The sequence below is a fragment of the Inquilinus limosus genome (assembly GCF_002195995.1).
GTDB classification, from domain to species: domain Bacteria; phylum Pseudomonadota; class Alphaproteobacteria; order DSM-16000; family Inquilinaceae; genus Inquilinus; species Inquilinus limosus_C.
In genome coordinates this window covers 1-18,534 of the sequence record NZ_NHON01000105.1, presented here as the reverse complement: position 1 = coordinate 18,534, position 18,534 = coordinate 1, and the positions used below count along the sequence as shown (strand labels likewise).

21 protein-coding genes and 1 tRNA gene are annotated in these 18,534 nt (G+C 69.3%); 4 read left to right on the top strand and 18 right to left on the bottom strand.

The genetic code is table 11. The annotated features are described in order from the left end of the window. Both BWR60_RS31325 and accD read right to left on the bottom strand, forming a co-directional pair. Positions 1 to 1,201: bifunctional folylpolyglutamate synthase/dihydrofolate synthase (locus tag BWR60_RS31325; RefSeq protein WP_230983238.1), on the bottom strand; the 1,201-nt coding region annotated here is incomplete at its 3' end. Further along, positions 1,194 to 2,132, bottom strand: a complete 939-nt coding sequence (gene accD, locus BWR60_RS31320; protein ID WP_088156439.1) for an acetyl-CoA carboxylase, carboxyltransferase subunit beta — start codon at positions 2,130 to 2,132, stop codon at positions 1,194 to 1,196. The genes accD and BWR60_RS31325, both read right to left, overlap by 8 nt. 146 nt (positions 2,133 to 2,278) lie before the next feature. Between accD and BWR60_RS31315 the strand changes: the two genes are divergently transcribed. Both BWR60_RS31315 and BWR60_RS31310 read left to right on the top strand, forming a co-directional pair. Beyond that, positions 2,279 to 2,533: an AbrB/MazE/SpoVT family DNA-binding domain-containing protein gene (locus BWR60_RS31315; RefSeq protein WP_088156437.1), complete on the top strand. Its 255-nt coding sequence runs from the start codon at positions 2,279 to 2,281 to the stop codon at positions 2,531 to 2,533. Then, positions 2,527 to 2,847 (top strand): type II toxin-antitoxin system PemK/MazF family toxin, encoded by a 321-nt coding sequence (locus BWR60_RS31310; RefSeq protein ID WP_088156435.1) that lies wholly within the window; start codon positions 2,527 to 2,529, stop codon positions 2,845 to 2,847. The genes BWR60_RS31315 and BWR60_RS31310 overlap by 7 nt, the downstream gene beginning before the upstream one ends. A 15-nt stretch (positions 2,848 to 2,862) precedes the next feature. Here BWR60_RS31310 and BWR60_RS31305 read toward each other — a convergent pair whose 3' ends face one another. From BWR60_RS31305 to BWR60_RS31240, 14 genes are all read right to left on the bottom strand, one after another. Then, the gene (locus tag BWR60_RS31305) at positions 2,863 to 3,357 is read right to left on the bottom strand and encodes a hypothetical protein (protein WP_088156433.1); all 495 of its coding nucleotides are present in this window, start codon (positions 3,355 to 3,357) and stop codon (positions 2,863 to 2,865) included. Between the two features lie 67 nt (positions 3,358 to 3,424). Beyond that, positions 3,425 to 4,246 carry a tryptophan synthase subunit alpha gene (trpA, locus tag BWR60_RS31300; protein ID WP_218823762.1) on the bottom strand — a complete coding sequence of 274 codons (822 nt, stop codon included), beginning with the start codon at positions 4,244 to 4,246 and terminating at the stop codon, positions 3,425 to 3,427. Then, complete coding sequence (trpB, locus tag BWR60_RS31295) at positions 4,246 to 5,478, bottom strand: tryptophan synthase subunit beta (protein WP_230983237.1); 1,233 nt, start codon at positions 5,476 to 5,478, stop codon at positions 4,246 to 4,248. Before trpB ends, trpA begins: the two co-directional genes overlap by 1 nt. 263 nt (positions 5,479 to 5,741) lie before the next feature. Continuing rightward, complete coding sequence (locus tag BWR60_RS31290) at positions 5,742 to 6,392, bottom strand: phosphoribosylanthranilate isomerase (RefSeq protein ID WP_088156429.1); 651 nt, start codon at positions 6,390 to 6,392, stop codon at positions 5,742 to 5,744. Beyond that, the gene (gene pyrF / locus BWR60_RS31285) at positions 6,389 to 7,141 is read right to left on the bottom strand and encodes an orotidine-5'-phosphate decarboxylase (RefSeq protein ID WP_088156427.1); all 753 of its coding nucleotides are present in this window, start codon (positions 7,139 to 7,141) and stop codon (positions 6,389 to 6,391) included. Before pyrF ends, BWR60_RS31290 begins: the two co-directional genes overlap by 4 nt. After that, positions 7,138 to 8,274, bottom strand: coding sequence for an NAD(P)/FAD-dependent oxidoreductase (locus BWR60_RS31280; RefSeq protein ID WP_088156425.1), 1,137 nt, complete (start codon positions 8,272 to 8,274; stop codon positions 7,138 to 7,140). The genes pyrF and BWR60_RS31280 overlap by 4 nt, the downstream gene beginning before the upstream one ends. 14 nt (positions 8,275 to 8,288) lie before the next feature. Then, a complete protein-coding gene (locus BWR60_RS31275) occupies positions 8,289 to 8,537 on the bottom strand; it encodes a toxin-antitoxin system HicB family antitoxin (protein ID WP_088156423.1) in 249 nt (82 codons plus the stop codon). After that, positions 8,534 to 8,947 carry a putative toxin-antitoxin system toxin component, PIN family gene (locus tag BWR60_RS31270; protein ID WP_230983236.1) on the bottom strand — a complete coding sequence of 138 codons (414 nt, stop codon included), beginning with the start codon at positions 8,945 to 8,947 and terminating at the stop codon, positions 8,534 to 8,536. The genes BWR60_RS31275 and BWR60_RS31270 overlap by 4 nt, the downstream gene beginning before the upstream one ends. A gap of 94 nt (positions 8,948 to 9,041) precedes the next feature. Beyond that, positions 9,042 to 9,989 carry an ornithine cyclodeaminase family protein gene (locus tag BWR60_RS31265; RefSeq protein ID WP_088156419.1) on the bottom strand — a complete coding sequence of 316 codons (948 nt, stop codon included), beginning with the start codon at positions 9,987 to 9,989 and terminating at the stop codon, positions 9,042 to 9,044. A gap of 10 nt (positions 9,990 to 9,999) precedes the next feature. After that, positions 10,000 to 10,359 (bottom strand): lipopolysaccharide assembly protein LapA domain-containing protein, encoded by a 360-nt coding sequence (locus tag BWR60_RS31260; RefSeq protein WP_088156417.1) that lies wholly within the window; start codon positions 10,357 to 10,359, stop codon positions 10,000 to 10,002. 43 nt (positions 10,360 to 10,402) lie between these two features. Continuing rightward, entirely contained in the window at positions 10,403 to 10,687 is a 285-nt protein-coding gene (locus tag BWR60_RS31255) for an integration host factor subunit beta (protein ID WP_034846430.1), read from the bottom strand. A gap of 150 nt (positions 10,688 to 10,837) precedes the next feature. Continuing rightward, the gene (locus BWR60_RS31250; protein WP_275542412.1) at positions 10,838 to 12,106 is read right to left on the bottom strand and encodes an MFS transporter; all 1,269 of its coding nucleotides are present in this window, start codon (positions 12,104 to 12,106) and stop codon (positions 10,838 to 10,840) included. Positions 12,107 to 12,454: 348 nt separating this feature from the next. Continuing rightward, the gene (rpsA, locus tag BWR60_RS31245) at positions 12,455 to 14,185 is read right to left on the bottom strand and encodes a 30S ribosomal protein S1 (RefSeq protein ID WP_088156413.1); all 1,731 of its coding nucleotides are present in this window, start codon (positions 14,183 to 14,185) and stop codon (positions 12,455 to 12,457) included. A gap of 123 nt (positions 14,186 to 14,308) precedes the next feature. Then, positions 14,309 to 14,953 carry a (d)CMP kinase gene (locus BWR60_RS31240; RefSeq protein ID WP_088156411.1) on the bottom strand — a complete coding sequence of 215 codons (645 nt, stop codon included), beginning with the start codon at positions 14,951 to 14,953 and terminating at the stop codon, positions 14,309 to 14,311. A 255-nt stretch (positions 14,954 to 15,208) separates the two neighbouring features. On the opposite strand from BWR60_RS31240, the gene BWR60_RS31235 reads away from it, so the two are divergent. Beyond that, positions 15,209 to 15,688 (top strand): TIGR02300 family protein, encoded by a 480-nt coding sequence (locus BWR60_RS31235; RefSeq protein ID WP_088156409.1) that lies wholly within the window; start codon positions 15,209 to 15,211, stop codon positions 15,686 to 15,688. A gap of 119 nt (positions 15,689 to 15,807) precedes the next feature. Beyond that, positions 15,808 to 15,883, top strand: a tRNA-Ala gene (locus BWR60_RS31230). Positions 15,884 to 15,978: 95 nt separating this feature from the next. Here BWR60_RS31230 and BWR60_RS31225 read toward each other — a convergent pair. Both BWR60_RS31225 and BWR60_RS31220 read right to left on the bottom strand, forming a co-directional pair. Continuing rightward, positions 15,979 to 17,586: a calcium-binding protein gene (locus BWR60_RS31225; protein ID WP_179222026.1), complete on the bottom strand. Its 1,608-nt coding sequence runs from the start codon at positions 17,584 to 17,586 to the stop codon at positions 15,979 to 15,981. A gap of 150 nt (positions 17,587 to 17,736) precedes the next feature. Further along, positions 17,737 to 18,360, bottom strand: coding sequence for a GntR family transcriptional regulator (locus tag BWR60_RS31220; RefSeq protein ID WP_088156405.1), 624 nt, complete (start codon positions 18,358 to 18,360; stop codon positions 17,737 to 17,739). Positions 18,361 to 18,534: the final 174 nt, after the last annotated feature.

Sequence of the window (18,534 nt, the reverse complement as noted above, 5' to 3'; positions counted from 1 at the left end):
CGGCGGCATCGGCCAGGCCGACGGCGCGGGCATGGCCGGCCACCGCCTCGGCCGGCAGGCTCGCCTCCTCCCCCGGGATCCGCACGGTGCGGATCGACCGGGCGAAGGGCGCCAGGGGCCGCAGGAACTCCTGCGGCTGCTTGCTCTCCAGCATGCCGCAGACCAGGTGCAGCGGCCGCGGAGCGAGCCCGCCGAGCCACTGCCCCAGCACCTCGCCGGCGCTGTCGTTGTGGCCACCGTCGAGCCACAGCTCCCAGCCCGGCGGCAGCAGGCCGGCCAGCGGTCCGCGGGTCAGACGCTGCAGCCGCGCCGGCCATTCGACCGCGGCCAGGCCGCGTCGCACCGCGTCCTCGGGAATATCGAAGCCGGCCAGCAGGTCGCGCAGGCGGATCGCCGTGGCGGCGTTGGCGAACTGGTGGTCGCCGGGCAGGCCGGGGCGCGGATAGTGCCGCTCGCCCTCGGCCGTGCGCAGGACGAAGCCGTCGGAGGCCGGTTCCACCGACCAGTCGCGGCCGGCGAGGTGCAGCGGCGCCCCGGCCGATTCGATGGTGCGGGTCAGCACCGCCACGGCCGCGGCGCTCTGCTGCGGCGCCACCACCATGGGCACGCCGGGCTTGGCGATGGCCGCCTTCTCCGCCGCGATCGCCTCGATCGTGTCGCCCAGGAACTGCATGTGGTCCATCGACAGGCGGGTGACCGCGGTGGCGGCCGGGCGCGGCACCACATTGGTGCTGTCGTAGCGGCCGCCGAGGCCGACCTCGAGCAGCACCACATCCGCCGGCACCTCGGCGAAGGCCAGGAAGGCGGCGGCGGTGGTGGCCTCGAAAAAGGTCACCGGCTGGCCGGCATTGGCGGCCTCGACCCGCTGCAGCAGGTCGACCAGCGCGGCGCTGCCGATCAGCGACCCGGCCAGGCGGATGCGCTCGTGGAACCGCACCAGATGGGGCGAGGTGTAGACATGGACGCGATAGCCCGCCTGCTCCAGGAAGGCGCGCAGGAAGGCGGTGGTCGACCCCTTGCCGTTGGTGCCGCCGACATGGACCACCGGCGGCAGGCGCAGCTGCGGGTCGCCGAGCGCCGCCAGCAACCTTTCGGTGCGGCCCAGCGACAGGTCGATCCGCTTCGGATGCAGATGGGTCAGCCGGTCGAGCGCGGCCTCGACTGCGGCCGCCTGGGCTGCATCCGCCTGCGCGTCAGGCACGATAGGCGGGCTCGCCCTCGATCGAGGCCGCGGCGGCGAGGTCGGCGGGGTCCACCACGATCTCGACCGGGGCCGGATGGGCGCCGCCCATCAGGTGGCCGAGGGTGCGGATCAGGGTCTCGCGCAGGTCCTTGCGCACCACCACCACATCGACCATGCCGTGGTCGAGCAGGTATTCGGCGCGCTGGAAGCCCTCCGGCAGGGTCTCGCGGATCGTCTCCTCGATCACCCGGGCGCCGGCGAAGCCGATCTGCGAGCCGCGCTCGGCGATGTGGATGTCGCCGAGCATGGCGAAGGAGGCGGTGACGCCGCCCGTGGTCGGGTCGGTCAGCACCACGATATAGGGCAGGCCGGCATCCTTGACCTGCTCGACCGCGATGATCGAGCGCGGCATCTGCATCAGCGACAGGATGCCTTCCTGCATGCGGGCGCCGCCCGAGGCCGGCACCACCACCAGCGGCGCGTGCTGCATCACCGCCAGCTTGGCGGCGGCGACCAGGCCCTCGCCCACCGCCATGCCCATCGACCCGCCCATGAAGCCGAAGTCGAAGGCGGCGACCACGGTGTCGCTGCCGCCCATCTTGCCGTGGGCGACGACGATGGCGTCGCTGGCGCCGGTCTTGGTCTGCGCCTTCTTCAGGCGGTCGGTGTAACGCTCGGTGTCGCGGAACTTGAGCGGGTCGACGGCCGGCTTCGGCAGTTCGATGGTCTCGTACTTGCCGTCGTCGAACAGCATGGCCAGCCGCTTGGTCGGCGACAGGCGCATGTGGTGGCCGCAATGCTGGCAGACATGGAGGTTGGCCTCCAGGTCGCGATGGAACAGCATCGCCTCGCAGTTCGGGCACTTCGTCCACAGATTGTCCGGCGTCTCCGGCCGGGACGAGACGAGGGCCCGGATCTTCGGGCGGATGTAGTTGGTCAGCCAGTTCATGGCGCGGTTGTCCGCCTTTCGGCCGGGCGCGTCAAGATGACGGCGCGATGCAGGCACCGTCGACGTAGGCATTCACGTTATAACAGCGTTGTAACAAAATCCATCCGGCGCTATCGTGGCGCCAGGGCAGCCAGGGAAGACGACCGATGCGCAGCACGCTGCGGAAAATGGGAAACTCCTCCGGGGTGATCATACCCAAGCCCCTGCTGACGGAGATCGGGGCCAAGGCCGGCGACGACGTGGAGCTGCGCGTCGAGGAGGGCCGCCTGATCATCGTGCCGAGCCGTGAGACCCCGCGTGCCGGCTGGGCGGAGGACGCCAGGCGGATCGCCGAGGCCGGCGACGATTCGCTGGCCTGGCCCGAATTCGGCAACGCCGACGACGACAAGCTGGAATGGTGAAGCGCGGCGAGGTGTGGCTGGTCGCGCTCGACCCCACCATCGGCAGCGAGATCCAGAAGACGCGGCCCTGCCTGATCATCTCGCCGCCGGAGCTGCACGACCATCTGCGGACGGTGATCGCGGCGCCGATGACGACAGGAAGCCGGCCGGCCGGGTTCCGCGTGGCGGTCAGCTTCCAGGGCAAGACAGGTTTGGTGCTCCTCGATCAGATCAGGACACTGGACAAGCAGCGTCTGGTGAAGCGGCTCGGCACCGTGTCGGCCCCCACCCTCGCCCAGACCCTGACGACGCTGCGCACGCTGTTCGAGCCCTAGACCCGCGCTTGCCGTTCACGGCGCCGTGGGAATGAAGGACCGTCGAGGCGCCGCCGCCGAAACCTGCCGCACCACCTCCGCCAGCGTGGTCATGCAGCAGTCCAGCGACCAGCCCCGACGCATGACGCCGCCGGAGATCTCGACCGCCGTGACGGAGTGGACGATCCCGCCCTGCTCGAAGGCGACGAGCCAGGTGTCGCCGTCATGGCCGGCGGTGATGAAGCGCCGCATCGGCAGCGGCTCGACCACGGCGTCGCCGACATTGAACCGCCCACCCCTCTCGGCCATGCCGTCCAGCCCCCGGTTGTCCGCCCCCAGCGCCCGGCGAACCGGGGCCGGCAACGCCGCGAGCGACGTGACCTCCCGCAACGGGTGACCCTGCCAGGACACGGCAGGTCCCGACGGGGCTTCCGCAGGCTCGGCCCCCGGCCCCTGGGCGACGGGTGTCGCCGCGCAGGCCGCGAGGGCGACGATCAGGACGACGGCACCGACACAGCCCCTCATCACCATGGCAGCCCCCGGCGAAGTCAGATCATCGCCAGGAGACGCTGCCATTGTGGCGCAACGATGGGGCGCCTCAGCGCGCCCCGCGCACGCCCTCGGCCAGGCGGCGGACCAGGGCCAGCGGCGATTCGACCGTCGCCGCGGTCGGGCGGCCGTCGGCGTGCAGCGAGTGCCGGATCTCCTCGACGATGGCCGAGCCGACCACCGCGGCATCGGCGATGCGGGCGATCGCGGCGGCGGCCTCCGGCGTCTTGATGCCGAAGCCCACGGCCACCGGCAGGTCGGTGTGGCGCCGCAGCCGGTCGATCGCCGGCTGCACCGCCGCCGCATTCGCCGCGGCCGCGCCGGTGATGCCGGTGACCGAGACGTAGTAGATGAAGCCCGAGGTGTTCTGCAGCACCGCCGGCAGCCGGGCGTCGTCGGTGGTCGGCGTCGCCAGGCGGATGAAGTCGATACCCGCCGCCAGCGCCGGCAGGCACAGCTCGGCATCCTCCTCCGGCGGCAGGTCGACCACGATCAGCCCGTCCACCCCGGCCGCCTTGGCGTCGGCCAGGAAGCGCTCGACCCCGTAGGAATAGATCGGGTTGTAGTAGCCCATCAGCACGACCGGGGTCGCGCTGTCGCCCGCCCGGAAGCGGCGGACCAGGTCCAGCGTCTTCGCCAGCGTCATGCCGGCAGCCAGCGCCCGCAGCCCGGCCGCCTGGATCGCCGGGCCGTCGGCCATCGGGTCGGTGAAGGGCATGCCGATCTCGATCAGGTCGGCGCCCGCCTTGGGCAGGCCCTCGAGGATCCTGAAGCTGCTCTCGATGTCCGGGTCGCCGGCGGTGACGAAGGTGACCAGGGCGGCCCGATCTTTCGCCTTCAGCTCGGCGAAGCGCGCGGTGATGCGGGTCATCAGATCTGCACTCCGAGCGCGTCGGCGACGGTGAAGATGTCCTTGTCGCCGCGGCCGCTGAGGCACATGACGAGCAGGTTGTCCTGGGGCAGGCCGGGCGCGATCTTCATCACATGCGCCAGGGCATGCGCCGATTCGAGCGCCGGGATGATGCCTTCGAGGCGGGCGCAGAGCTGGAACGCCTCCAGCGCCTCCTGGTCGGTCACGGCGGCGTATTTCACCCGGCCGATGTCGTTCAGCCAGGCATGCTCCGGCCCGATGCCGGGATAGTCGAGGCCGGCGGAGATCGAATGCGCCTCCTCGATCTGGCCGTCCTCGGTCTGCAGGAGATAGGTGCGGTTGCCGTGCAGCACGCCCGGGCGGCCGCCGGTCAGCGACGCCGCGTGCTTGCCGGTCTCGACGCCGTGGCCCGCGGCCTCGACGCCGTGGATCGCGATCTCAGGCATGTCGAGGAAGGGGTGGAACAGGCCGATGGCGTTCGACCCGCCGCCGACCGCCGCCACCAGCGTGTCCGGCATGCGGCCCTCGGCCTGCATGATCTGCTCGCGCGTCTCGTTGCCGATCACCGACTGGAAGTCGCGCACCATGGCCGGGTACGGGTGCGGGCCGGCCACCGTGCCGATGATGTAGAAGGTGTCCTCGACATTGGTGACCCAGTCGCGCAGGGCCTCGTTCATCGCGTCCTTCAGCGTGCGGCTGCCGGAAACGACGGGCACGACCTCGGCGCCCAAGAGCTTCATCCGGAACACGTTCGGCTTCTGCCGCTCGATGTCGACCTCGCCCATGTAGATGGTGCAGGGCAGGCCGAACAGGGCGCAGACCGTGGCGGTGGCCACGCCGTGCTGGCCGGCGCCGGTCTCGGCGATGATCCGGGTCTTGCCCATGCGCCGGGCCAGCAAGACCTGGCCCATGCAGTTGTTGATCTTGTGCGCGCCGGTGTGGTTCAGCTCCTCGCGCTTGAAGTAGACGCGCGCGCCGCCGAGATGCTCGGTGATCCGTTCGGCGAAATAGAGCGGGCTGGGCCGGCCCACGTAATGCGTCAGGTAATAGCGCAGCTCATTGGCGAATTCGGCGTCCTTGCGGGCGGCGGCATAGGCCTTCTCGACCTCGAGGATCAGCGGCATCAGCGTCTCGGCGACGAAGCGGCCGCCATAGAGGCCGAAGCGGCCGTTCTCGTCCGGGCCCGTGCGGAAGCTGTTCGGACGGGGCTGGAAAGGTGCGGTCTCGGTCAAGCGGGGAGGCTCCCGGCACAATCGTGGCAAGAATGGGGCTGAGGCGGGTGACCTTACCGGCGACCGCGCCGCGCGCCAAACATTTGTCGCGAATGCCCGAGGCGCACGCATTCCAGACCCGCAGGGAGCGCAGGGCGGGAGGCGCCCATCCCAAGCCGTCATTGCGAGGAGCGCAGCGACGAAGCAATCCAGGGGCCGGTTCGCATTGGCCCCTGGATTGCTTCGCTACGCTCGCAATGACGGTGTTGGGAGGGACGCCGGTGCTACCGCCCCACGGCCCGCACGGCGGCGAGGAAGTGTTCCACCCGCTCCGGCGTCTTGTGGCCGGGGCGCTCCTCGATGCTGGAGGCGACGTCGACGGTGGTGGCGCCGGTGCGGGCGACGGCCTCGGCGACATTGGCCTCGGTCAGGCCGCCGGCCAGCATCCAGGGCTTGCTCCATGTCCGGCCGGACAGGATCGACCAGTCGAAGGCCAGGCCGTTGCCGCCGGGCAGCGCGGCCACGCCCTTCGGCGGCTTGGCGTCGAACAGCAGCCGGTCGGCCACCGCCTCATAGGCGGCCACTCCGTCGAGGTCCTCGACCGTGGCGATCTTGATCGCCTTCATCACCGGCATCGACCAGCGGCCGCGGATCTCCGCCACCCGGGCCGGCGTCTCCGCCCCGTGCAGCTGGATCATGTCGAGCGGCACCCGGCCCAGCACGGCGCCGAGCTCGTCCTCGGTCGGGTCGACGAACAGGCCGACGCTGCGCAGCCCGGTCGGCACCATGCGCGCCAGCTCGGCGCCCAGATCCGGCGCCACCGAGCGTGGGCTGGGCGGGTAGAAGTTGAAGCCGACCCAGCGGGCCCCGTGCTTCGCCGCGGCCTCCAGCACCTCCGGGGCGCGGATGCCGCAAATTTTTGCATCGATGCTCATGGCACAGGAGATGTGGGGGCCGCGGCCCCGGCATCAAGCGCCAGGCCGAGATCCGCGGCGATGGCGCGCGCCGCCGCGGCCGGGTCGGCGGCGCCGGTGATCGGGCGGCCGATGACGAGATGGGTGGCCCCGGCTTCCATCGCCTCCTGCGGCGTCATCACCCGCTTCTGGTCGCCGGCATCGGCCCCGGCCGGGCGGATGCCGGGCACCATCAGCACCGTCGCCGGCTTCAGCACACGGCGCAGCCGCGCGATCTCCCGCGGCGAGCAGACGACGCCGTCAAGGCCGCTCGCTTCGGCCAGCCGGGCCAGGCGTTCCACCTGGCCGGCGACCTCCATCCCCTGCCCCACCGCCTCGAGATCGGCGACGTCGAGGCTGGTCAGCACGGTGACGCCGAGCAGCTTCGGCCGCGGCACGCCCAGCTTGTCCGCCTCGCTCGCCGCGGCCTCGGCCGCCGCCTGCATCATCGCCCGGCCGCCGGAGGCGTGCAGGGTGATGTAGGCCGGGGACAGCGGCACCACCGAGCGGATGGCGCCGGCCACGGTGTTGGGGATGTCGTGCAGCTTGATGTCGAGGAACAGCGGCACGCCGGTCGGGCGGACCTCGCGGATCCCCGCCGGCCCTTCCGCCATGAAGAATTCGAGGCCGAGCTTGATGCCGCCGACCGCGCCGGCGACCACGTCGATCAGCCGCTTCGCCTCGTCCCGGGTCGGTGCGTCGATGGCGCAGAAAACCGGATTCGTGGTCATCCTCGATCTCCTTCAGCCGCCAAGTGGCCCGCCGGCAGGTGGCCGGCCGCCCAGGATGTCAGCTCCGCGGCATCGCGCCGGCCGAGCACGCCATCGGCCACCGCCCGGCCGATCAGCGCCCCGAACTTGAAGCCGTGGCCCGAGCACGGGCTGACCAGCCAGGCCCGGCCCCGCCGCTCCAGGATGAAGCTGCGGTCCGCGGTGAAGATATAGCGGCAGGCGCGGGCTTCGAGAATGCGGTAGCGGTCGAGGTCGCGCAGCACCGGCCGGTAGCGCTCGCGGAAGGCTTCCGCCTCCCCCACCGCCGGGGCAGGATCGGCCTCGGGGTCCGCCTCGCGCTTCCAGGCCCCGAGGCCGATCTTCAGCCGGGTGCCGCCGACCGGCGGAATCGCCCAATGGTCGTCGGGGAAGCCGCAATCGACGATGCCCGGCGCCGCGGCCCAGGCGGCGGCGTGCTCGGCCGGCGGGTCGAGATAGACCACCAGCTGGCGGTAGGGCGTGAGCCGCGCGGCCAGTTCCGGGACCAGCCCGGCGGCCCAGGCGCCGACCGTGACCACCACCGAGTCGGCCCGCAATGTCTCACCGGACGCCAGGGTGACGGCGCCGGCCTCCGGATCGACCGCGCGGACCGGTGAGTCCGGCCGCAGCGTCACGCCGGCGGCACGGCAGAGTTCGGCCAGGGTCGCCAGGATCCGGTCGGCGAACAGCACGCCGCCTTCGGGCGTGAACAGGCCCCAGCGGATGCCGTCCGGGATCAGGAACGGGAAGCGGCGCGCCAGCTCCTCCGGCTGCAGCAGCTCATACTCGGCGCCGAGCGCGTCGAGCGGGGCGCGGCAGCCATCGGCCCAGTCGCCCTCGGCCCGGCTGAAGGCGATCGAGCCGCAATTCTCGTAATGGCGCACCCTGGCGGCGGCCCAGACCTCGTCCCAGGCGGCATAGGCGTCCATCGCCATGCGGGTGTAGCCGGGCGAGCCGGGATAGAGGGCGCGGATCAGCCGGTGATTGTCCCAGGACGCGGCCGAGGGATTCGGGATCGGCCCGCGCTCCAGCAGCGTGACGGCCTCCCCGGCCCGGGCCAGGTGCCAGGCGGTGGCGAGCCCCATCACCCCGGCGCCGACGACGATGCTGGTCATGCTGTCTTTCCCGATCAGGATTCGATCTGGTCGTCGGCCCGTGGTGGGTTGTCGGCACCGGCCTTTTCCAGAATGACCTTGGCCCGGCCCGGCGCGACCCGGCCGGCCCGCGCCGCGAAATAGCGCTCGGCCTCGGCCTGGGCGCCGACGCGGGAGGCGACGGCCACGGCGATGAACTGGTTCAGGCTGACGCCGGCCTCGGCCGCTTGGGCCGCCGCCTTGTCCTTCAGATCGTCCGGCAACCGCAGGGGAAAGACACTCATGTCCTGATCCTCTTGAGAACCGTCCCGGGCCGTTCGACGGCGATGCCGAATTGGCCCGCGCCTTGCGACATATCGGCGATGTTGAATGTGACGATCACATCAGCGCCGCCGTTGATGGCGGTTTCGACCACCAGATCGTCATCCGCATCCTGGGCTACGGGCCGCCAACGATAGTCGAAGGCGACTGGAACACAGCGACCGGCGAGATCGTCCAGGGCCTCCAGCACCTCGGCAGTCGACAGCCCGCTTCTGGCCAGCATCGCGTCTCGCGTCAGCACGGCCTCATACTCCAGCATGAGGCTCACCGACAGCAGCAGGCTCGCCTCGCCATCCAGGATGTCGAGCAGCAGTTGTCGGGATGCGCCCGATGGGCTCTCGAACGCCGCAACCATGACATCGGTGTCGATCACCAACCGGAGCATAGTGATATCATATGTGACATCACCGATTTCCGCAATGTCGCGATGCCACCTGCGACATCACACAGCGACGACTGACCGGCCGTTAAGCCCCCTGCCCCTCCAGCGCCGCGACCGCCAGGCGGGCGGCAGCGAGGTCCTCCAGCGCGGTGCCGACCGATTTGAACAGGGTGATCTCATCCGCCGAGCCGCGGCCCGGCGCGGTGCCGCGGGTCAGGTCGTGCAGGTCGGCCAGGATCGCATCCTCGCCGATCACCCCGGCGCGGAGCGGCTGCAGCAGGTCGCCGGCCTCGGCCAGCGCGCCGGCGCGGGTGTCGACGAAGATCCGCGCCCGGCGCACCGCCTCGTCGTCGCTTTCGCGCATCGCCGGCAGATAGGCGCCGGCGAGGTCGAGATGGGCGCCCGGCTTCAGCCAGGCGCCGTGCACGATCGGCGCCCGCGACTGGGTGGCGCAGGAGACGATGTCGGCCCCGCGCACCACGGCTTCGAGATCCGCCGCGGCGCGGACCGGCAGGCCTTCTGCCGCCAGGGCCTGCGCCAGCTCCGCCGCCTGCTCCGGCCGGCGGGCCCAGATCGCGATGTCCTTGAGCGGCCGCACCGCGGCATGGGCGCGGATGAAATGCGGCGCCAGCGCGCCGGCGCCGACCATCACCATGCGCGACGCCTCCGGCCGGGCCAGGTAGTCGGCGGCCAGGGCCGAGGCCGCGGCGGTGCGGCGGTTGGTCAGGGTCGGCCCGTCCATGATCGCCCGCGGCACGCCGGTGGCGCCGTCGAGCAGCAGGTAGGAGCCGACGATGAAGGGCAGGTCCTTCGCCGGGTTGCCCGGCATCAGCGACACCAGCTTGATGCCGATCGCCTGCTCCCGCTCCCAGGCCGGCATGATCAAGAGCGTGGCGTCGCCAGCCGCGGTCGGCATGGTGTGGTGATGGCGCAGCGGCGCCTCCACCTCGCGGCGGAAGGCGTGGCGCAGCGCCTCGATCAGCGCGCGCGTGTCGATCGCCCGGTCGAGGGCGGCAGCATCGATCGCTAGCATGGCAGTGTCTTCAGCGTTGGCCGGCGGCGGGCAGGGCCGGGCGCGCCGGATCGCCGTTGCGGTTGGCGGTGCTGGCCGGGACGCCGGGGCGCTGCCGCGCCTTCAGCCCCTCCAGATCCTTCTGGGTCGAGGCCAGCCGGGTCTCCAGCCGGCGCATGCGCAGCCCGGTGGCGAAGCGGCCGAACCACAGCACCAGGCCGCCGATCAGCACGCCGAGCAGCAGCGGCAGCAGCGCCACCAGGTACAAGGGCGCGTCGATCCGGAACGGCAGCGGCCAGAGGCCGAGCGTCACCGCCTCGCGGTTGCTGATCGCGAAGGACAGCAGCAGCAGGGCGAAGGGGATGGTGACGATCCAGGCGATGTACCGCACAGGCTATCCCTCGTGGTGGCCGGGGCCCGACGCCGCGGGCCGGTCATTCATCGGTGTTCAGACGCTCGCGCAGCTGCTTGCCGGTCTTGAAGAACGGCACCAGCTTCTCCGCCACGTCGACCGCCACGCCGGTGCGCGGGTTGCGGCCGGTGCGGGCGTCGCGGCGCTTCACCGAAAAGGCGCCGAAGCCGCGCAGCTCGACCCGCTGGCCGTCCGCGAGCGCCGCGGTGATGCGGTCGAAGATGGTGGTGACGATGCGCTCGACGTCACGCTGGTAGAGGTGCGGATTGCGCTCGGCAAGCCGCATGATCAGTTCGGACTTGGTCATGTCTCCCCGAATCCCTGCCCGCCGCCTTTTTGTCGACACGGATAGCCGCATCGCCTCGCTTGAGTTGACGGCAAGCCGGGATGGTGCCAGCCCGGCTTGCCGAAATCAAGGACAAGTGCTTCTGGACAAAGGGATTTCCGGGCCGGGAGATCATTCGGCCGGGCGCATCTCCCGGGCCGCCGCGCCGAAGCGGCCGCGGACCACCAGCAGCGTCGCCGTCAGGCCGCACAGCGCGGCGAAGGATACCCACAGCCCCGGCATCGCCCGGTTGCCAGTCTCCTCGATCAGCCAGGTGCAGATCGCCGGGGTGAAGCCGCCGAAGGTCGCGGTGGCCAGGCTGTAGGCCAGCGAGAAGCCGCTGGTGCGCACATCCTCCGGCATCACCTCGGTCAGGAACGGGATCATCGCGCCGTTGTAGCTGCCGTAGAGGAAGGACAGCCAGAGCTCGACCGTCAGCAGCCGGCCGAAGGACGCGGCGTCGACCAGCCACAGCATCGCCGGGTAGGCGGTGACCAGCATCAGCACGGTGCAGGCGACCAGGATCGGCGTGCGGCCGATGCGGTCGGACAGGGCGCCCGACAGCGGCAGCCAGATCAGATTGGTGATGCCGACGCACAGCGTCACCGTCAGGCTGTCGATGTCGGCCAGGTGCAGCGCCTGCTTGCCGAAGGTCGGGGTGTAGGCGGTGATCAGGTAGAAGCTGACCGTGGTCATCGTCACCAGCAGCATGCCGAGCAGGACGACGGCCCAGTTGTCGGCCAGCGAGCGCATGATCTGGGCCACGGTCGGGCGGCGATGCGCCCGGGCCTGGAACGCCTCGGTCTCCTCGAGCGAGCGGCGCAGCAGGAAGATCAGCGGCACGATCAGGCAGCCGACCAGCAGCGGCACCCGCCAGCCCCACAGCGCGACCTGGCCCGGCGGCAGCAGCGTGCTGAGCAGCACGCCGAGCAGCGCGGCGACGATCACCGCCACCTGCTGGCTGCCGGACTGCCAGGAGGCGTAGAAGCCCTTGTGGCCCGGGGTCGCGATCTCGGTCAGGTAGACCGAGACGCCGCCGAGTTCGACGCCGGCCGAGAAGCCCTGCAGCAGCCGGCCGAGCAGGACCAGGAGCGGCGCCAGCAGGCCCAGCGTCTCGTAACCCGGCAGCAGGCCGATGGTGAGGGTGCCGACCGCCATCAGCCCCAGCGTCAGCAGCAGGCCGGCGCGGCGGCCGTGCCGGTCGATATAGGCGCCGAGCACCAGGGCGCCGAGCGGCCGCATCAGGAACCCGGCCCCGAAGGTGCCGAGCGACAGCATCAGCGTGGCGAACTCGCTGCCGGTCGGGAAGAAGACCTTGCCGATATACGACGCGTAGTAGCCGTAGACCATGAAGTCGTACATCTCCAGGAAGTTGCCGCTGGAGACGCGGAGAACGGCCATCGCCTTCGATCGGGAGGGGGCGGCAGCGCTCATGAGAGGGCCTTTCTGCAACGGAACCGGCGTGTCTCTCTCCCCGCCCTCGTCCCTCTGCCTGTCGGGGCCGGTTGTCAATGGAGATCGAGGGGCGCCCCTTGCGTGGCCTCTCCCATCTGCCGATCCTTCTCAGAACGCCCTTCCCTCACCGTCATTGCGAGCGCAGCGAAGCAATCCAGGGGCCGGTGCGCACCGGCCCCTGGATTGCTTCGCTGCGCTCGCAATGACGGTTCTGGGGACTGCAGGCAGACCACCCAAAAGAAAAGGCCCGCCTCCTTGCGGAGGCGGGCCCGGCACAGGCCGTGAGGCCTTTGCTTACTTCTCTTCGGCGGTGTTCTCGCGCGCCTTGCGGAGCGCGGCGCCGAGGATGTCGCCCAGCGAGGCGCCGGAGTCGGACGAACCGTACTCGGCCATCGCCTGCTTCTCCTCCTCGACCTCCTTGGCCTTGATCGACAGCGACACCTTGCGGGCGGCACGGTCGACCTGCATCACCTTGGCGTCGACCTTGTCGCCGACCGAGAAGCGGTCCGGACGCTGCTCCGACCGGTCGCGCGACAGGTCGGACTTGCGGATGAAGCCGATCAGGCCGTCGCCGACCGAGACCTCGACACCGCCGTCGTTCACTTCCGTGACCGTGCCGGTGACGACCTCACCCTTCCGCATGCCGCCGCCGGTGGCAGTGGCCTTCTCGAAGGTGTCCTCGGTGAGCTGCTTCATGCCGAGGCTGATGCGCTCCTTCTCGACATCGACGTCGAGGACCTTGACCTTGACCTGGTCGCCCTTCTTGAACTCCTGGATCGCCTCTTCGCCGGAACGGTCCCAGGCGATGTCGGAGAGGTGAACCATGCCGTCGATCTCGCCCGGCAGGCCGACGAACAGACCGAATTCGGTGATGTTCTTGACCTCGCCCTCGAGCTCGGTGCCGGCCGGATACTTCTCGGCGAACACTTCCCACGGGTTCGGCAGGCACTGCTTCAGCCCGAGGCTGATGCGGCGCTTCACCGGATCCACGTCGAGCACCATCACCTCGACCTCCTGGGAGGTGGAGACGATCTTGCCCGGATGGACGTTCTTCTTGGTCCAGCTCATCTCCGAGACATGGACCAGGCCTTCGATGCCCGGCTCCAGCTCGACGAAAGCGCCATAGTCGGTGATGTTGGTCACGCGGCCGCGGAAGCGGGCACCCGCCGGGTACTTGGCGACCACACCCTCCCACGGATCGGCCTCGAGCTGCTTCATGCCGAGGCTGATGCGCTGGGTCTCCGGGTTGAAGCGGACGACCTGGACCTTGACGGCCTGGCCGATCTGCAGCGCCTCGGACGGGTGGTTGATGCGGCGCCACGCGATGTCGGTGACGTGCAGCAGGCCGTCCACGCCGCCCAGATCGACGAAGGCGCCGTAATCGGTGATGTTCTTGACCACGCCCTCGAGGATCTGGCCTTCCTTGAGGTTGGCGACCAGCTCGGAACGGGCCTCGGCGCGGCTCTCCTCGAGCACGGCGCGGCGCGACACCACGATGTTGCCGCGCGAGCGGTCCATCTTGAGGATCTGGAACGGCTGCGGCGTGCCCATCAGCGGGCTGATGTCGCGCACCGGCCGGATGTCGACCTGGCTGCCCGGCAGGAAGGCGACGGCGCCGTTCAGGTCGACGGTGAAGCCGCCCTTGACCTTGCCGAAGATGATGCCGGTGACGCGCAGCTGGTCGGTGAACGACTTCTCGAGCGCGGTCCAGGCCTCTTCACGCTTGGCCTTCTCGCGGGACAGGACGGCCTCGCCGTTCTTGTCCTCCATGCGCTCGATGAACACCTCGACGGTGTCGCCCTCGACCAGCGAGGCCGGCTGGCCGGGGACGGCGAATTCCTTGAGCGCCACGCGCCCCTCGGACTTCAGCCCCACATCGATCAGCACCATGTCGTTGTCGATCGAGATCACCCGACCCTTGACGACGGTACCCTCGAAGCTCTCGGACTGGCCGAGCGATTCCTCGAGAAGGGCGGCAAAGCTTTCCTTCTCGGTCGATTTGACGGCGGCGGAACTAGTAGCCATGAAAACTCCCGTTAGAGACAGACCGGTCGCCGCGCCGGCGGGTCGTCCCGCCTGGGAGAGCGCGATGGCCGGGCCGGGCCCGATGCCCGAATCTCCATCAAGTGATCGACGGCGGCCCGAGGGTCAGACGGCGTCGCGCGGGGGGCCGATCCGGCGGGACACATACGCCAGAGCCTGATCGAACACCTGGTCCGCGGTCAGCTGGCTTGTATCCAACAGAAAAGCGTCGCTCGCCGGGACCAAGGGGGCCACGGCGCGGCGACGATCGCGCTCGTCTCTCTGTCTCAGGTCGTCGAGGACCTCGTCGTATATAACCTCGTGGCCGCGCTCCCGCAACTCCTTCCACCGGCGGGCGGTGCGGGTTTCGAGCGTGGCGGTGACGAAGATCTTGGCCGGGGCGTCCGGGCAGATCACGGTGCCGATGTCACGGCCGTCCAGCACCGCCCCCGGCGGGCGCTCGGCAAAACGGCGCTGGAAGTCGAGCAGCGCGGTGCGCACGCCGGGGATCGCCGACACCCGGCTGGCGGCCTGGGCCGCGGCATCGCCGCGCAGCTCCGGGTCGCCCAGGCCCGCCGGATCGAGCGCCAGCACGGCGGCCAGGCCGGCGATCGGGTCGTCCGGGCTGCCGCCGGCGCGCAGCACGGCGACGCCGACGGCACGGTACAGCAAGCCGGTGTCGAGATGGTCGAAGCCGTAGGCCGCGGCCAGGCGGCGGGCCAGCGTGCCCTTGCCGGAGGCGGCGGTGCCGTCGATGGCGATGACGGTCATGCCGCCGAATTCCGGGCGCCGGATGCCGCCGGGCGCGAGATCACGAGTTGCAAGGCGACCTTCCCATCAAGCTTCGGCCCCATCGCGGCCCCCGGTTGCCCCCGGGGCGAGAACTGCCGAACCGCGGGCTGATAGCATGGCGGGAACGGCGGTGGAACGAAGACCGACGCCCGGAAGGGCTTTTTGTTTTTGACAGCCGGCGTTCCGCGTGGCAGATGGCGCCCTTCCATCCCGACATATCCGAGGAGGCTCGGCGTGGCGAAGCCTGAATGGGGCGCCAAGCGCATCTGCCACAATTGCGGGGCCCGCTACTACGATCTGCAGCGTGACCCGATCATCTGCCCGAAATGCGGCACCGAGTACGACCCGGAGGCTTTCCTGAAGTCGCGCCGGTCGCGCTCCATCATCGTCGATGAGCCGGTCGAGAAGGTGCGCGCGGCCAAGAACGAGGACAGCGACGCGCTGCTCGAGGACGAGACCGAGGAGGAGTCCGGCGAGGACGAGGAATCGGCCGAGGAGGTCGAGGTGCTGGACGAGGGCGACCTCGACGACACCGCGACCGGCGAGGACGAGGACGACGAGGCCTCCGGCAAGGACAAGGGCTCGGCCGACGAGTTCGACGCCGAGGAGGATCTCGGCGAGGACCAGGACGTCCTGATCGAGGACGCCGACGACCTCGGCGAGGAGGATGTCGACGTCGAAATCGAGGATGACGGCGAGGAGCGGAACCGCTGATCGCGGGGCCTGAAAAAATCTCGCAAAAAACCTCTTGCATAGGCGGGGAGGATGAATAATATCCGCCCCCGCCGACGCCCCCCGGAAAACACCCCGGACGGTGCGTCGCCCAGAGTTTCGGGGCCATAGCTCAGCTGGGAGAGCGCTACAATGGCATTGTAGAGGTCAGGAGTTCGATCCTCCTTGGCTCCACCAAGACAAGGGCCCGGCCGGCGACGGTCGGGCCCTTTCTGTTTACCAGGACGATGGGATCAGGCTGCGGCATTTTCACCTGACGAGGCGGCTTCCTCTCAGAGCACGAAGTCGCTGGATGTCAGCATGATGCTTCCGGTGAGTTGGATGTGGAAGTCGCTGACTTTGTCCCCATTGACGTCGCCGGCGATGGTAGTGACGCCGTTGTTCACGGCATAGCGCAGTTGGCCGGCAACGCCGGTATAGAGTCCGCTGCCGATGAAGGTGAAAGCCTGGTCTCCGGGAACCACGACGTTGGCGTCGATCATGCGCAGATCGATCCGATCCTGCTGCGCGTGGCTGAAATCGGTGATCCGATCGGCCCCGGCACCGATCACGCTGTCGATCGTATTCATGTAGACGAAGTGGTCGGCTCCAGTACCGCCGGTTAGCGAATCCGCCCCGCCGAGCCCGATGAGGGAATCATCGCCGCCTCCGCCCTGCAGCGCGTTGACGCCACCATTCCCGGCCAGGCGGTCACTCCACTGGCTGCCAGATAGGTTCTCGACGCTGTCGAGCGTATCCCCCTGCGCGTCCCCACCAGTGCACAAGCCGGTGTTGATGCTGACCGAGACCCCGGCGGAGCCGCCGTCATAGTTGGCCGTGTCGATGCCAGTACCGCCGTAGAGCGCGTCGATGCCGGCCCCACCGCGGAGCCGATCGTTGCCGGCGCCACCATCGAGGGTGTCGCTGCCACCCATGCCGTTGAGAACGTCGCTGCCGCCGCTGCCCGACAGCACATTGGCCGTGGCCGAACCGGTCAAGACGTCGCCGAAGCCGGCAGTGCCACGGATATTCTCGATATCGTTGCCGATGGTGTCGCCCGCGGCGTCACCGCCCGATGCGATCAAGGTCGTCAAATCGACCGTCACCCCGGCCGGACCATCATAGACGATGGTGTCGGCGGCGCCGCCACCAATCAAGACATCCGCCCCGGCACCACCGTTGAGAAAATCACTTCCCTCTCCGCCGTTGAGCGTATCGGCTCCGGCCCCGCCGCTCAGGGTATCTCGGCCGTCTGCCCCATCGAGAACATTGGCGGCAGCGTTGCCTTTCAGAATGTCAGCGAAGTTGGTCCCAACCAAATTCTCGATGCTGATCATCGTATCGTCTTTGCCATCGCCGAAGCTGGCGATCCCGGTCGACAGATCAGCCTGAACGCCAACTCGGGGTGGATATCCAAAAAATAGGAATGAAGCAGTATCTGCACCCAAGCCGCCGTCGAGTACGTCAGAACCATTGCCCTCTATCCCGCCGGATAAATTGTCATCCCCACCTTCGCCGAACAATTTGTCGTCACCATAACCACCGTATAACCAATTTCTTTCATCCGATCCGTGAATGGTATCATTGTAATCGCTGCCATCAACATCCTGGATATTGAACAGTCTATCTCCCTGCGCATCTCCGCCCGAACCAGTTCCGGATCGAAGATCGACAAAAACGGCCGACTGCGATGTGACGTAGGTTGTCCAGTTGAGTCCGGCTCCGCCATCCAGGATATCGGCACCGCTGCCGCCGTAGAGGTTATCGTTGCCTCCGTAACCGCGCAGAATGTCATTTCCCGCATAGCCCCAGATATCGTCGTCACCGACGGTCCCGTTCAGCGTGTCGGCACCGCTTCCACCCTCGATGTCATCGGCCAAGGACATGGCACTGGCGGACATATTTCGCATCGACATCATCCCCTCCACTTCATGAAATTCTATATTGCCCAACAGCACGAAAAATTCGCCGCACCGCAATGGATGCGGACGCCGATCCTAGATTGCGAAAGCAGAACAACTCAATTGAAAGAAAAAGAGGCAGTGTCAGTGCTACCGCCGGTTGATGTGCCGGTCGATCAGCTGGCGCAGCGCCGCCGCGTCGCGGGCGCGGATGGCGGCGACCATGGCGTGGTGCTCCTGCGCGCTCAGCCGCAGCCCGGCAAGCGTGAACCAGCGGCCGGTGGTGCCGGACTGGCCGCGCTCGCGCATGTCGCGGATCAGCCCGGCCAGCACCGGGTTGGCGGCGATGTCGTAGAGCCGGCGGTGGAAGGCGAAGTTCAGCTCGGCCCGGGTCGGCGGATCGGCAGTCTCGATGGCCTGCTCGAATCGCGCCGCGAGCCGCTCGAGGTCGTCGAGATCGGCCGCCGTCGCCAGCCCCACCACCGGGTCCGCCGCGCCGGTCTCCAGGATCGTCCGCACCGCCTTCAGATGCAGCAGCTCCTCGGGGTCCGGCGCCGCCACCCGGAAGCCGCTGTTGACCTTGTGCTCGACCAGCCGGCGGTTCCTCAGCTCGACCAGCGCCTCGCGCACCTCGAAGCGGTTGGCCTCGTAGCGCTCCTGCAGGTCGATCTGCTTCAGCCACTCCCCCGCCCGGTAGACGCCGTAGAGGATGTCGTCGCGGATCGCCTCGACCAGCGTCCCGACCCGCCCGTGATCCATGCCCTGCCGCTTCATCGCCCCTCGATGTCCCCCGCCCCTGCTGTCCTGCCGCGCCGATCCGCGATTCTCCTGTCGTCGCGGATCGCCTCGACCAGCGTCCCGACCCGCCCGTGATCCATGCCCTGCCGCTTCATCGCCCCTCGATGTCCCCCGCCCCTGCTGTCCTGCCGCGCCGATCCGCGATTCTCC